17 protein-coding genes are annotated in these 13,363 nt (G+C 65.6%); 6 read left to right on the top strand and 11 right to left on the bottom strand.

The genetic code is table 11. From position 1 onward, the window contains the following. Positions 1–43: 43 nt before the first annotated feature. Entirely contained in the window at positions 44–328 is a 285-nt protein-coding gene (locus ACTZWT_RS11485) for a HigA family addiction module antitoxin (RefSeq protein WP_444769792.1), read from the top strand. A gap of 42 nt (positions 329–370) precedes the next feature. Next, on the top strand, positions 371–1,078 hold the full coding sequence (locus ACTZWT_RS11480) for a UPF0149 family protein (protein ID WP_444769791.1): 708 nt from the start codon (positions 371–373) through the stop codon (positions 1,076–1,078). Positions 1,079–1,157: 79 nt separating this feature from the next. Here the strand turns inward: ACTZWT_RS11480 and ACTZWT_RS11475 are convergent, their stop codons facing one another. The 5 genes from ACTZWT_RS11475 to ACTZWT_RS11455 all read right to left on the bottom strand — a co-directional run bounded on the left by ACTZWT_RS11475 (position 1,158) and on the right by ACTZWT_RS11455 (position 3,606). Further along, positions 1,158–1,364: a helix-turn-helix transcriptional regulator gene (locus tag ACTZWT_RS11475; protein WP_444769790.1), complete on the bottom strand. Its 207-nt coding sequence runs from the start codon at positions 1,362–1,364 to the stop codon at positions 1,158–1,160. A 154-nt stretch (positions 1,365–1,518) separates the two neighbouring features. Continuing rightward, a complete protein-coding gene (locus tag ACTZWT_RS11470; RefSeq protein ID WP_444769789.1) occupies positions 1,519–1,806 on the bottom strand; it encodes a GIY-YIG nuclease family protein in 288 nt (95 codons plus the stop codon). 146 nt (positions 1,807–1,952) lie between these two features. Further along, positions 1,953–2,729 (bottom strand): alpha/beta fold hydrolase, encoded by a 777-nt coding sequence (locus tag ACTZWT_RS11465; RefSeq protein ID WP_444769788.1) that lies wholly within the window; start codon positions 2,727–2,729, stop codon positions 1,953–1,955. Between the two features lie 50 nt (positions 2,730–2,779). Continuing rightward, the gene (locus ACTZWT_RS11460; RefSeq protein WP_444769787.1) at positions 2,780–3,256 is read right to left on the bottom strand and encodes an alpha/beta fold hydrolase; all 477 of its coding nucleotides are present in this window, start codon (positions 3,254–3,256) and stop codon (positions 2,780–2,782) included. Beyond that, positions 3,226–3,606, bottom strand: coding sequence for an alpha/beta fold hydrolase (locus ACTZWT_RS11455; RefSeq protein WP_444769786.1), 381 nt, complete (start codon positions 3,604–3,606; stop codon positions 3,226–3,228). The genes ACTZWT_RS11460 and ACTZWT_RS11455 overlap by 31 nt, the downstream gene beginning before the upstream one ends. 126 nt (positions 3,607–3,732) lie before the next feature. Here ACTZWT_RS11455 and ACTZWT_RS11450 point away from each other — a divergent pair, with 126 nt between their 5' ends. After that, positions 3,733–4,245, top strand: a complete 513-nt coding sequence (locus tag ACTZWT_RS11450) for a MarR family winged helix-turn-helix transcriptional regulator (RefSeq protein WP_444769785.1) — start codon at positions 3,733–3,735, stop codon at positions 4,243–4,245. Positions 4,246–4,364: 119 nt separating this feature from the next. Here ACTZWT_RS11450 and ACTZWT_RS11445 read toward each other — a convergent pair whose 3' ends face one another. Beyond that, positions 4,365–4,682: an ArsR/SmtB family transcription factor gene (locus ACTZWT_RS11445; RefSeq protein ID WP_444769784.1), complete on the bottom strand. Its 318-nt coding sequence runs from the start codon at positions 4,680–4,682 to the stop codon at positions 4,365–4,367. Between the two features lie 108 nt (positions 4,683–4,790). Between ACTZWT_RS11445 and ACTZWT_RS11440 the strand changes: the two genes are divergently transcribed. Then, complete coding sequence (locus ACTZWT_RS11440; RefSeq protein WP_444769783.1) at positions 4,791–5,543, top strand: SDR family NAD(P)-dependent oxidoreductase; 753 nt, start codon at positions 4,791–4,793, stop codon at positions 5,541–5,543. A 717-nt stretch (positions 5,544–6,260) separates the two neighbouring features. After that, on the top strand, positions 6,261–6,752 hold the full coding sequence (locus tag ACTZWT_RS11435) for a hypothetical protein (RefSeq protein WP_444769782.1): 492 nt from the start codon (positions 6,261–6,263) through the stop codon (positions 6,750–6,752). Between the two features lie 67 nt (positions 6,753–6,819). Here ACTZWT_RS11435 and ACTZWT_RS11430 read toward each other — a convergent pair whose 3' ends face one another. The 3 genes from ACTZWT_RS11430 to ACTZWT_RS11420 all read right to left on the bottom strand — a co-directional run bounded on the left by ACTZWT_RS11430 (position 6,820) and on the right by ACTZWT_RS11420 (position 9,552). Further along, positions 6,820–7,134: a hypothetical protein gene (locus tag ACTZWT_RS11430; RefSeq protein WP_444769781.1), complete on the bottom strand. Its 315-nt coding sequence runs from the start codon at positions 7,132–7,134 to the stop codon at positions 6,820–6,822. A gap of 152 nt (positions 7,135–7,286) precedes the next feature. Next, positions 7,287–8,489 carry a DUF2778 domain-containing protein gene (locus ACTZWT_RS11425; RefSeq protein ID WP_444769780.1) on the bottom strand — a complete coding sequence of 401 codons (1,203 nt, stop codon included), beginning with the start codon at positions 8,487–8,489 and terminating at the stop codon, positions 7,287–7,289. Positions 8,490–8,856: 367 nt separating this feature from the next. Further along, positions 8,857–9,552, bottom strand: coding sequence for a DUF899 family protein (locus ACTZWT_RS11420; protein WP_444769779.1), 696 nt, complete (start codon positions 9,550–9,552; stop codon positions 8,857–8,859). 152 nt (positions 9,553–9,704) lie between these two features. Between ACTZWT_RS11420 and cowN the strand changes: the two genes are divergently transcribed. Then, entirely contained in the window at positions 9,705–9,983 is a 279-nt protein-coding gene (gene cowN, locus ACTZWT_RS11415; RefSeq protein ID WP_011442126.1) for a N(2)-fixation sustaining protein CowN, read from the top strand. Positions 9,984–9,996: 13 nt separating this feature from the next. Here cowN and ACTZWT_RS11410 read toward each other — a convergent pair whose 3' ends face one another. Continuing rightward, entirely contained in the window at positions 9,997–11,706 is a 1,710-nt protein-coding gene (locus ACTZWT_RS11410) for an IlvD/Edd family dehydratase (protein ID WP_444769778.1), read from the bottom strand. A 160-nt stretch (positions 11,707–11,866) separates the two neighbouring features. Further along, the gene (locus tag ACTZWT_RS11405; protein WP_444769777.1) at positions 11,867–13,297 is read right to left on the bottom strand and encodes an aldehyde dehydrogenase family protein; all 1,431 of its coding nucleotides are present in this window, start codon (positions 13,295–13,297) and stop codon (positions 11,867–11,869) included. Positions 13,298–13,363 lie beyond the last annotated feature (66 nt).

Genomic DNA, 13,363 nt, shown 5'->3' with positions numbered 1-13,363 from the left:
CTCGATGGATCATATATGATCTGCGTCGATTTGGGAGACCATCATGCCCCGGCTCCGCACACACCCTGGCGAAGTACTCCGCGAAGAATATCTGGTGCCGCTCGGCCTCTCCGCTCGCGCGCTCGCCAAAGAGCTCGGCGTGCCTGCCAACCGGCTCACCGAAATCATGCGCGGCACCCGCGACGTCAGCGCCGACACCGCGCTCCGGCTCGGTCGCTACTTCGGCACTGATCCGCGGTTCTGGCTCAAGCTGCAGGCAGCGCATGATTTGTCCAAGGCCGAGCAGTCGACCGATTACAAGAGCATCGTCCCCCGCGCGGTGGCCTAGACGACGGACGCTCACGCGATAACCGCAGCAACGAGATCACCAATGCCCCGGCTCCCACCCCATCTCGCGCAGCTCGAAAACGAACTCGCCGATATCGGCGTCGAGGCCTTGCAGCTCGAAGAGCTCGACGGCTTCATCGCCGCGCTACTGGTCTGCCCCGAGATGATCAAGCCCGGAGACTGGTTGCCGGCGGTGTGGGGCGGCGATGCGGACGAGCCGGCGCCGTTCACCGATCTCGATCACGCCAACAGCGTGTTCGCGCTGATCATGCAGCATTACAACGAGGTCGCGGCGACGCTGGCCGACCATCCCGAGCGCTACCGCCCGCTGATGCCCCGCATCGGTACGGGGGACGTGGTCTGGGAGATGTGGATCGACGGCTTCGGAGCAGCCGTGGACATGTGGCCGGAGCACTGGGAGCTCCTGCAGAATGCCGACGAGGCGACTCGCGCGGCGTTCGACAGCCTGACTCAGCTGGTCGACATCTCCGCCATGATGGTGGAGATTTCCGACGCCGACCGCGAAGCCCTGGCCAAGACCGCCGACGCCAAAGTCACCGGCTGGATCATCGCGCTGAACAGATGGCGGACCGCCACCGACCAGTCATCCCGCTCCATCGAATGGGGCCCGCCAACGCCGCCGGCCCTGCCAGCCAGGACGCAACGCAAGATCGGCCGCAATGAGCCCTGCCCCTGCGGCTCGGGGAAGAAGTACAAGCGCTGCTGCGGAGCTAACGAGGCGAACTCGTAGGATGGGTTGAGCGCTTCGCGAAACCCATCACCGTCGCAAGTCGCCGCATGGGTATCGCTCCGCTCAGCCCATCCTACGATCAACCCTTCCCCTTCAACGGCTGAAAGCTGATCTTCAGCCGGTGCCCGGTCGCCTTGGCGAAGCGTAGCAGCGTCCGGGTCGAGGGCTGGCAGCGTCCGCTTTCCAGCCGCGCCACCGTGCTTTGCGTGGTGTTCAGGCGGCGGGCGAGTTGTTGGGCCTGGCTGAGGCCGGCGCGGCGGCGCGCCTTGGCTATCGTGGCCACCATGGTCACCTCTTCCTCGAGCGCGTCGTATGCGGCCCGATAGGCCGGGTCCTTGCTCTAGGCTTTGTGCAGACTTTTGATCCTGGTCATCGTTTCTCCCTCGTCATTCCGGGGCGCGAGCACTTGCGAGCGAGCCCGGAATCCATAACCCCTGGCCTCAATGTGATATGCTGGAATAGAGGTCGGTCCAATCCGGATTCTGCTCCTCGATCAGGCGGATCTTCCAGTCGCGGCGCCATTTCTTCAACTGCTTTTCGCGGGTGATGGCGCTGATGACATCGTCGTAGATTTCGAACCACACCAGCTTGTCCACACCGTGACGCGAGGTGAAGCCGGGCGCGGCTTTGGTGCGGTGTTCGTAGCAGCGGCGCACAAGGTCGTTGGTGACGCCGAGATACAGCGTGCCGTGTTTGCTGCTGGCCAGGAGGTAGACGTAGTAAGACATCGCGAATGCTAGGGGATATGGATTCCGGGCTCGCGCGCCAAGAGGCGCGCGCCCCGGAATGACGGTGCCTAGTGGATTATACATAAGCCGCGCGATCTTTGGGAGACCACCAGGCCGCTACTTGCGCAGCGACCTGCATCGCCACCTCACTTCGCAGCCTCTTCGATCAGCTCGGCCACCACCTGCGGCTCCGACACCATCACCACATGCGAGGCGCCGCTGACCACCACGGTGTGCTTGGAATGCGCGCGTCCGGCCATGAAGTGCAGCGCCTTGGCGGGAATGTTCTTGTCGCCGTCGCCAAAGACGAAATACGACGGCAGCGACTTCCAGGCCGGCTCGCCGGATTTTTCAGTCAGCGCCGCCTCGGTGATCGGGCGTTGGCTGGCCGCCATCAACGCGGTGTTCGCCGCCGGCACGTCGTGCGCGAACTGCTCGCGGAACTTGGCCTGATCGATGTACAGATCGACGCCGCCGGAGGCGAGCTTGACCGGAGGCGCCAGCGCCGCGCCGAGCGTGCCGCCGGGGAATTTGCCCGCCAACTCGGCCACCGCCTCGCCGGCCTCCGGCGCGAACGCCGCCACATAGACCAGCGACTTGACGTTGGCGTGGCCTTTGGCGGCGGTCGAGATCACCTGACCGCCGTAGGAATGACCGACCAGCACCACCGGACCCGCGATGCTGGCGACGACGTCGGACACGTAGCGCGCGTCGCTCGACACGCTGCGCAGCGGATTGGCGGCGGCGACGGTCTTGTATCCCTTGCTCTGCAGGATCGAGACGACCCCGTTCCAGCTCGAGGAGTCGGCGAAGGCGCCGTGGACCAGGACGATGGTGGGGTGGTCGGACTTGGCCGGTTGGGCGACGACCGAACCGGAGATCAACGAGGCGGCAAGCGCGACGACGGCGGAGAGTTTGGACATGATGACGATCTTTCGGGATGCGGGTTTCGAGGTGGGGAGATTGAATGTGATCAGGAGCGGATGAAGGACAGCACGTCGGCGTTGAAACGGTCGGCTTCGGTTTCGGCGAGGCCATGCGGGGCGCCGGGATAGACCTTCAGCGTCGCGTTCGGGACGAGTTCTGCCGCGCGATGCGCCGACGCGTCGATCGGCACGATCTGGTCGTCATCGCCGTGGATGATCAGGGTGGGCCGGTCGATCCGCTTGAGGTCCTCGGTGTAGTCGACCTCGGAGAATTCACGGATGCAGTCGTACTGCCCCTTGATGCCGCCCTGCAGCCCGATCCGCCGGAAGTTTTCGCGCAGGCCGTCATTGCTCGCGACGCCGTCGCGGTTGAAGCCGTAGAACGGCACGGTCAGGTCGAAGAAGAATTGCGACCGGTTCTTGGCGGTGCCGTCGCGGATGCCGTCGAACACCGACAGCGGCGTGCCGTGCGGATTGGCGGCGGTCTGCAGCATCAGCGGCGGCACCGCGCCGACCAGCACCACCTTCGCGACGCGGGACGTGCCGTGCCGTGCCGGCCGAGATAGTGCGCCACCTCGCCGCCGCCGGTCGAATGGCCGACCAGGATCAGATCGCGCAGGTCGAGCGCCGCGATCAGCTCGGCCAGATCGTCGGCGTACTGATCCATGTGGTTGCCGTCCCAGGTCTGGTCGGACCGGCCGTGGCTGCGCCGGTCATGGGCGATCACGCGATAGCCCTGCGCGCCGAAGAACAGCATCTGCTGGTCCCAGGCATCTGACGACAGCGGCCAGCCATGCGCGAACAGGATCGGCTGGCCGGTGCCCCAGTCTTTGTAGAACAGCCGGGTCCCATCGCGGGTGGTGAACGTGGTCATGGTCGAGGTCCTTTTATTTTGTGCGCGATTGCTTTGTGCACGATCTATCTAGGATAACGGACCGACGCTGTCAATCGCTTGCAAATCAATCGCACACAAATTATTTGGAAGGGCATCGGAGACGCCATGACCTCGCCCCGCGCCAAGTCCGCACCAGCCCTGCCCCCAGCTCTGCCCCCAGCCCTGCCCCCAGCCCTGCCCCCAGCCCTGCCCGATGTCTCGGACATGCTGTGCTTTTCGATCTATTCGGCGGAGCACGCCTTCACCCAGCTCTACCGTCCGCTGCTCGATCGGCTGAAGCTCACCTACCCGCAGTTTCTGGTGATGATGACGCTGTGGCGCCGCGACGGTCAGTCGGTGAAGGAGCTGGGCAAGGCCCTGTTCCTCGATTCCAGCACCCTGACCCCGCTGCTCAAGCGGCTGGAGGCGGCCGGTCTCGTCACCCGGACGCGCAATCCGAAGGACGAGCGCGAGGTCCAGCTGCGTTTGACCGACGCAGGTCAGGCGTTGCAGAGCCAGGCGGGGGACGTGATGGAATGCGTCGCGCAGGCCGTGGCGCTGGACGAGGCGACGGTGACGGCGATCAAGACCGCGATCGACGCCATCCGCGACCGGCTTCACAAGAAGATGAGCTCCTGAGTGATCACCGGCGACGCAGCCCGTAGGATGGGTTGAGCTCTTCGCGAAACCCATCACTTCGAATGCGCACGATGGGTTTCGCTCCGCTCAACCCATCCTACAACCGACTGTCCCCGCCCTCACGCCTCGCCCGCGTGCTTCAGGATCGCCTTCAGCAGTCCCGGAAACCGCGCATTGATGTCCGCGTCGCGCACGATGTTGCGGTTTTCGACGCCCTTTTTGGTGGTCTGGATCAGGCCGGCTTCGCGCAGCACGCGGAAATGGTTCGACAAGGTCGATTTGGCCATCTCGGGGCACGGCGCCGCCGCCGTGCACGACAGGCAGTCGCCCTCCTGCAGCAGCGCCCGCACGATGCGCAGCCGCATCGGGTCGCTCAGCGCGCCGAGTACGCCTTCGAGCGTGATGTCGTCGCGCGCAGGGTGGACGAACTGGACCATGAAAAAGATATAGGTCGTCCCTTGACATGGTTCAATAGTCCCATATTTCCGAACTATTGAACTAGCCGATCTTTGATCAGGCCGGTTCCCAACCAGGGACGATCGAAAATGACCAAGACTCTGCAAGGCAAGGTGGCGCTGGTGACCGGCGCGTCGAAGGGCATCGGCGCCGAGATCGCGCTGCAGCTCGCCGCCCAAGGCGCCGCCGTCGCCGTCAACTACGCCTCCAGCAAGGACGGCGCCGACGCGGTGGTGGCGAAGATCGCCGCCGCAGGCGGCAAGGCCGTCGCGGTTCACGGCAATCTCGCCGATCCGCAAGCCGCCAAGGCCGTGGTCGACGCCACCGTGCAGGCGCTCGGCCCGATCGACGTGCTGGTGAACAATGCCGGCGTCTACGAGATGCTGCCGCTCGATGCGATCACGCCGGAGCATTTCCACCGCCAGTTCGATCTCAACGTGCTCGGGCTGCTGCTGGTGTCGCAGCAGGCGGCGCGCCAGTTCAACAGCAACGGCGGCAGCATCATCAACATCTCGTCGGGCATCTCGACGCTCGCGCCGCCGAATTCCGCGGTCTACACCGCGACCAAGGCGGCGGTCGATGCGATCACCGCGGTGCTGGCGCGGGAGCTGGCGCCGCGCAAGATCCGCGTCAACGCGGTCAATCCCGGCATGGTCGTCACCGAAGGCGTCAAGACCGCCGGCTACGACCAGGGCGAGATGCGGCAATGGATCGAAGCGACGACGCCGCTCGGCCGCGTCGGCAAGGCCGAGGAGATCGCCGCGGTCGTCGCGTTCCTCGCCAGCGAAGGCGCCTCCTACGTCACCGGCGAAACGCTGCATGTGACGGGCGGCCCGCGCTAGCGTCGAACTGTCACTTCGACCCGCGCGTGTCATTCCGGGATGCGCTGCGCAGCAGCGCAGGCCCGGAACCCATAGCCCCTGGACTCGCGGTGAGACACGACGCGGTTGATCATGAATGCCAGGGCTATGGATTCCGGGTTCGCTCGCTTCGCGAGCGCCCCGGAATGACGCGCGCGAAAATGTCCGCCCCGCATCTCTTGACAAAATTCCTATAGGATAGTATACCCACGCGCATCCCGCCCCATCGAGAGGGGCGTTTCGCGATCGTCACGATCCGCGGGGCGGGAGGCGGTGGACGCGGGCGGCGTTCGAGTTTCCGATCGCGCCGGGGGTAACCCTGGCGAGGGTGACGAAACTGACGGCCACGCCGAACGCGGACGGCCGAAGTCGCGATATCCCGGCGCATCGCCTTGCGCAGGGAGCAGCGCCAAGCCGCGCCGGCCTGACCGCCGGCGGGGACGGTGCGTCAGCCTCCCGTAACGGTGGATCACTCAGGGTCGCCCACCGGGGGTCTTCGCGAACCAGGCCGTTAACACCATCGCGTGCGGAACGCCGGATGATTCCGGCGTGACCGTGGTTGCTAACTCGTGTGCTTTTTACTTTTGCACACGAGGCCGCGGACGCGTCGAGCGTCCGGCGTTCCGCACGCCCTCTCGTCGGAGGGCGGAACGTTTCTGGCAAAGCCCGGGCGCATTCGCGCCGCGGGATCGCGGACACATGGCTGTTCGCCGACGTGGCTGTTTGAAAATCGAGCTGTTGATAATCGAATCTGCGCGCAGCGCCGTTGCGCTCCGTCCGACCGAGCACCAGCCAATGCGCGACGCCACCCTCCCGCCACGTTTTCTTCACGCTCAGTTCATCGCGAAGCAACGATGTTGGCACGAGGTCGTTAGACCTCGCTTCAATAAAGTTGGCTTCAATAGAGTTGGCTTCAACCATCCGTCTGAGGAGAATCACGTGAAGAAAACAGCTTTCGGAATTGCCGCTGCGTTCGCCCTGGGTCTGGTCGCGTTCAGCGCGCCGGCATTGGCGGCGGCCCCGGCGCCGGCCGCGTCCACCGTGGCCGCGGCAATGACCGACGTCTCGGCCCAGCGCTACATCGAGCGGCGGCGCGTCGTCCGCCGTGGCCCGCGCTGCACGATTCGCAAGGAAGTGCGCCGCGGACCGATGGGTCGCCGCGTGGTGCGCACGGTTCGTGTTTGCCGCTGAGCCTCTGACGTTGCGGCGGAGCGCAAAGCTCCGCCGCTGCCCTTTGCAACGGCAATGGGCCTTCCTGCTATTCCTCGTCGAAATCCGTGAACCGGCGCTGCGGCTCGGCCTGCGGGATCTGACGCCGCACCGTGCGGACCGGCGGGCGCTGCTCCTGCGGCGGATTGAACACGACGTAGCAGGCCTGACTGAGCCGCGGCCCGGAGGCGCGCAGGCATTGCTCGATCCGGGACGAGTCCGGGATGAACTGGCTGCACAGCCGAAATGCATCCGGCATGCAGGCTTGACGTTGCGCCTCGGTTCCCTGCTCCCGAGCCAGAGCCGCGCCGCTACCGAGCAGCGTGGCGAACGCAATTACGCCGGTGATGGTCCGAACGGGCATCGTCGATCCTCCCATGAGATCGACCAATCCCCGGCGTCCGGCAGAAGTTCCGGACGCGCTGATCACACATTGTGAAGACGAGGAAGACGAGAGAGAGGACCGCGAGCAAGTGACGGACCGCGCGCGACCGACCCGCGGTCGCGCTGCACCCGTCAGGTCATGCTGCCGACGACGACGAGGCGCTTGACCTCACCGCGTTTGAACGCCTGCAGGAAGGCGTTGTAGTCCTTGAACGACACGCAGCCATTGGAGTCGCCGCGCGGGCCGAGCATGTAGCTGTGCGCCAACAATCCGGTGCGGCCGTGGATCATGTCCTCGCCGCCGACCGGCGTCAGCCGGATCGCCGCGACGCCGTGGAACAGCGCCTCGCGCATCTTCATGTCGTAGATGTGCGGCGGGGTGGCGCCGTGCATCCGGACATTGACGTGGCGCGGATCGTCCATCTTCTGACCGAGACCCGAATGCGCCTCGAGCTTGCTGCCGTCCGGCATGTACACGGTCTTGGCCGTGATGTCGTAGACGGCGGTGTAGCGGTCGTCGTCGGACGGGCTGAAAGCGGGGTTGCTCGGCTCGCCTGAGCTGGTGACGCCGGCTTCGGCCGAAGCATAGGCCAGCGCCGGGGCGTCCGGCTTGCCGAACAGCTTGTCGAAGAAGCTCGACTTGCTCTCCGCCTTCGACGCCATCAGCGCGGCCTTGGCGCGGGCCACCAGCGCTTCCTGGCTGAACGGATTGCGGGTCGGGCCGGGCGAGACGCGGGATGAAGCGGATTTACGCTCCGGCGGCATCGGCACCGCCATCGCGAGTTTCGTCGCCGCGGCCGCGGCGGCTTTGCCGGCCTCGTCGGCAACGGCGGGCTCGCCAGAATTATTTGCGACGGGCCTGAACCTGTCGGGCTCGAAACCGAACGAATAATTGGCGTCGAGCAGCGCGTAATAGCGGTGACCGGATTTGGATTGCGGCGCCGCGGCGTTGGCAGCCTGAACACTGGCGGTGACGGAGACGTCGCCGGGATCGGCGGAGGCGACCTGCACCGGCGCAGCGCTCTGCTTGGCCATGGCGTTTTTCAGCGCGAGGTGCGTCATCAGCTGAGGCGCATTGGCCGCGGCCGCGGCGAGCGGCTCGAAACGCGAGGCGAAATTCAGTCGCTCCGGACGAGCGTCCGAGCGGCTGACGGGCTCCTCGCCCCAGGTGCCGACGCTGGGATAGATGCTTGCGCCCACGGTGTTGGCATACACCGTCCAGACGCAGCCTATCACCGGCAGCGCGATGGCAATCGCGCCGAGCGACTTCCGAAAACCCATGTAGCGGGCCCCACGATGGCTGGGCAGTGTACGCGCCCCGGTACCGACACTCATTCGTCTCGCATCCAGACTTGCCCCATTGCCCGAGGTGCTTCAACCGAAAATCCGCACAAGCATGTGGCAGAACAGAGGAGCGCGATTAAGGCGGGTTTGAGTTAAATGCCGCTTAACCGGTTCAGAATTCGACCATGCGCCGCGGTGGTTAACGGCTGGTTACCATACTAGGACGGGACGATAATATAGTATTTTCAACATGTTACTGGATTTTTTGAAGGTTCTGCGGTATCTTGATAGAGTCTCCCGAACCCGTCCCAGGCACGCCCCTCATGGTCCGATCAAAGCATGAGAAGGCCAGCGCGGCACCGGAAAAAAATTCCGTCTGTGCCATCCGCGCACCACCCCGCGGCCCGCCTTGGCCGACTCAGCCGTAGCGGAGCTTCGGATACCAGTCGGTCCCCCGGCCCTCCGGTGTGGCGTCGAGAATGGTCCATATCGGCATCAGATCCGGCGCACCGCGCGGGTCCTGGCCGGGGTCGGCGCTGGTGGCGAACATCTCGCCGCCCCAGAAGTGCCGGATGACGCCGTCGCGGCGGCTGAACACGTTGAACGCCGCGTCATCGCCGCCGTCCGGCATCAGGCCGTGATAGTCGCGGCTGTAGTCGCCCGAAAGGTCGGTGAACAGCGGCAGGTGCTGCCAGCCGCGCGCGCGTTTGAAGGCGACCAGCCGTTCGATCGGCGACCGGGCGACGATCGCCAGCGCCACCCGCTGGGTGATGTCCGGCACCTCGCCGTCCCAGGCGCTGAGCAGCGACGTGCACATCGGGCACGGCTCTGTACGCTGCGGGCCGTACATGTAGCTGTAGACGACCAGTGTCGGCTTGTCGCCAAACAGCCCGGCGAAGTCGGTGGTTCCGCCCTCCCCCTCGAAGGCGTAGGACCTGGTCACCTCGCCGCCCGGCGGCAACTGCCGGCGCTGTTCGGCGACCCGCTCGATGTGACGGCGCAGTTCGATTTCCTCGGCAAGCAGCGCGATGCGGGCGCGGCGATATTCGGCGCTTTCGTTGGGATAGCGGGCTTCGCCGAGGCGGGCGAGTTCGATTGCGGGCTTCAGGCTCATGGCGTTGTCCTCCGGATCGTCGATGTCAATTTCGAGGACGATTCACCTCGTCGCGATCCGACATCGCCCGCACGAAATCGCGCATGAGAACTGCGTGCAGCATGGCATGTCGCTTGCTTGCAATGCCCGCTACCACTGCTTTGGAGTATGGAATGTCGGGTTCGTTCGATCGCTATGTCAGCTTCAAGAATTCCAACTGGGAGGTTCGATCGGAACGCGTGATGGCGCGATTGCAGAAACACATCGACGCCGCGGAGAATCCGTTCTGGGCGTATTTCGCGCAGAAGCGCATCGAGCTGCGCGAGAAGCAGGGCCTCGACGATCTGCGCGTGCTGCACAACTATCTGCCGACACTGCGCGAGCTGCTCGAGGACAATGGCGATCTCGAAACGCTGGCGATGCTGGAAGAACTGGAAGTGACGCTGATGTGAGCGCGCGATGCGCTCAGCGCTCGCTGCGCCCCGACGCGGTGAGAAAATCGAAATCGCAGCCTTCATCCGCCTGCAGGATCGTGTCGTAAAACAGCTGCGCATAGCCGCGCGGCGGCCGCGCTGACGTCGACAATGGTTGCGCCGCGCGTCGGCGTGCCAACTCGGCATCATCGACCAGCAGGTCGATGCGGCGCGCGGGCACGTCGAGACGGATCCGGTCGCCGCTCTCGACCAACGCCAGCGGCCCGCCATCCGCGCTCTCCGGGGTGATGTGCAGCACGATGGTGCCGAACGCGGTGCCGCTCATCCGCGCGTCCGAAATGCGCACCATGTCCTTGACGCCGGCGCGCGCCAGCTTCATCGGGATCGGCAGATAGCCCGCCTCCGGCATCCCCGGCGCGCCGCGCGGCCCGGCATTGCGCAGCACCAGCACATCGTCGGCCGCAACGTCGAGATCGGGATCGTCGATCCGCAACACCATGTCCTCGACCGAGCAGAACACCACGGCGCGGCCGGTGTGCTGCATCAAATGCTGCGACGCCGCCGAATGCTTGATCACCGCGCCGCGCGGCGCCAGATTGCCGGTGAGCATCGCAAGCCCGCCCTCGCGACGGATCGGATTGTCGCGCGATCGGATCACGTCCTGCCCCGGTACGTGTTCGGCATCAGCGACGACATCCCGCAGCGCGGCGCCGCTGATCGTCCGCGCGTCGAGATCGATCAGTTCGCCGAGCTGCGCCATCAGTTTCGGCACGCCGCCGGCGTGATGAAAATGCTCCATGTAGTGATCGCCCGATGGCTTCAGATCGACCAGCACCGGCACCTCGCGGCCGAGCCGATCGAAGTCGTCGAGATCGATCCGGTGCGGCACGCGGCCGGCGATCGCGGTGAGATGGATCAGCCCGTTGGTCGAGCCGCCGATCGCCTGCAGCACGACCTGTGCATTGCGGAATGCGGCGGGCGTGAGCAGTTCGCTCGGGCGCGGCCCCTTGGCCTTCGCCATCGCGGCGGCGACCCGGCCGCTTTCCTCCGCCGAGCGAAAACGCTCGGCATGCGGCGCCGGGATCGTCGCGCTCATCGGCAGCGACAGCCCCAACGCCTCGGTGATACACGCCATCGTCGACGCCGTGCCCATCACCATGCATGTGCCGACCGACGGCGCCAGCCGGCCGTTGACGGCATCGATCTCCGCGTCGGCGATCTCGCCGGCGCGATACTTCGCCCACAGCCGCCGGCAGTCGGTGCAGGCTCCGAGCACTTCGCCCTTGTGATGACCGACCACCATCGGCCCGACCGGTACCACCACCGTCGGCAGATCGGCCGACACCGCGGCCATGATCTGCGCCGGCAGCGTCTTGTCGCAGCCGCCGATCACCACCACCGCATCCATCGGCTGGGCGCGGATCATCTCCTCGGTGTCCATCGCCATCAGGTTGCGCAGATACATCGAGGTCGGATGCGCGAAGCTCTCGGCGATCGAGATGGTCGGAAACACCATCGGCATCGCGCCCGCCAGCATCACGCCGCGCTTTACCGCCTCGATGATCTGCGGCACGTTGCCGTGGCACGGATTGTAGTCGCTGTGGGTGTTGGTGATGCCGACGATCGGCCGCTCCAGCGCATCGTCGGAATAGCCCATCGCCTTGATAAAGGCCTTGCGCAGGAACAGCGAAAAACCGGCGTCGCCGTAGCTGGTCAGTCCCTTGCGCAATCCGTCGGCCATGTCCCCGTCCCGCAGCGTGTCGCGCAGCAGTTAGGAGGTGGTCGACGAGGATGTCAATCGTGGCGGACCAGGTGATCATCCTTGCTACTCGCCCGCCAAACGAAAGCGCCGGGACGAAAAACCGACCCGGCGCGATCTCATCGAACAGTCGAACGCGGCGTTACGCGGCGTTGAAGCCGGCGATCGCCTTGACCTCGAGATATTCCTCGAGTCCGAACTTGCCCCACTCGCGGCCGTTGCCGGACTGCTTGTAGCCGCCGAACGGCGCGGTGCGTTCGTTCGGGACGCCCTGCAGATTGACGTTGCCGGCGCGGATCTGCCGACCGACCTTGCGTGCACGCTCGACCGAGCCGGCCGAGACGTAACCGGCGAGACCGTAGGGCGTGTCATTGGCGAGCTTGACCGCCTCGTCCTCGTCCTTGGCGCCCATGATCACCAGCACCGGCCCGAAGATCTCTTCGCGGGCGATGGTCATGTTGTCGGTGACGTCGGCGAACACCGTCGGGCGCACATAAAAGCCCTTGTTGACGCCTTCGGGCAGACCGGGTCCGCCGGCGACCAGCGTCGCGCCTTCCTCGATGCCCTTGTTGATCAGCGTCTGGATCTTGTCCCACTGGCCACGATTGACCACCGGGCCGATCGTGGTGCCCTCGCCGCGCGGATCGCCCGCCTTGGTCTTCTCGGCGACGCCCTTGGCGATCGCGGCGACCTCCTTCATCTTCGACAGCGGCACGATCATCCGGCTCGGCGCGTTGCACGACTGGCCGGAATTGTTGAACATGTGCATCACGCCGCCGGTCACCGCCTTGGTGAGATCGGCATCCTCGAGAATGACGTTCGGCGACTTGCCGCCGAGCTCCTGGCTGACGCGCTTCACCGTCGGCGCCGATCGCTGAGCCACGTCGATGCCGGCGCGGGTCGAGCCGGTGAACGAGATCATGTCGATGTCGGGATGCTCGCTCATCGCCGCGCCGACCTCCGGGCCGAGGCCGTTGATCAGATTGAACACGCCCTTCGGCACGCCGGCTTCATGCAGGATCTCGGCGAAGATCAGCGCCGAGGTCGGGGTGAATTCGCTCGGCTTCAGGATCATGGTGCAGCCGGCGGCGAGCGCGGGCGCGACCTTGCAGGCGATCTGGTTCAGCGGCCAGTTCCACGGCGTGATCATGCCGACGACGCCGATCGGTTCGCGCACAATTACCGCCGAGCCCATCGGCTCTTCGAACGCGTAGTTCTTCAGGACGTCGAGGGTCGACATGATGTGGCCGAGGCCGGCGCCGGCCTGCATCTTCTCGGCCATCGGCAGCGGCGCGCCCATCTCGTCGGACACCGCGGCGCCGATCTCCTTCATGCGCCCCTTGTAGATCGCGATGATCTTCTCGAGCAGCGCGATGCGCTCCTCGCGGCTGGTCTGGGAGAAGGTGTCGAACGCGCGCCTGGCGGCCGCGACGGCCTTGTCGACGTCGGCCTTGGAGCCGAGTGCAACTTCATACATCGCCTCTTCGGTCGCCGGATTGACGACCGGCGTCGACTTGGGGGCGACCGGATCGACCCAGGCGCCGTCGATGTAGAATTGCATGCGGTTGACCATCGTGAACCTCTTGTTCTGATTATTGGAGTGCGCTGGCGGGTGGGAGACGACGCGGACCGCGGCCCC

Source organism: Rhodopseudomonas sp. NSM (assembly GCF_052445935.1).
In the GTDB taxonomy this organism is placed as follows: domain Bacteria; phylum Pseudomonadota; class Alphaproteobacteria; order Rhizobiales; family Xanthobacteraceae; genus Rhodopseudomonas.
The sequence above is the reverse complement of the archived record's forward strand: the minus strand, read 5'-3'. Positions and strand labels throughout refer to the sequence as shown.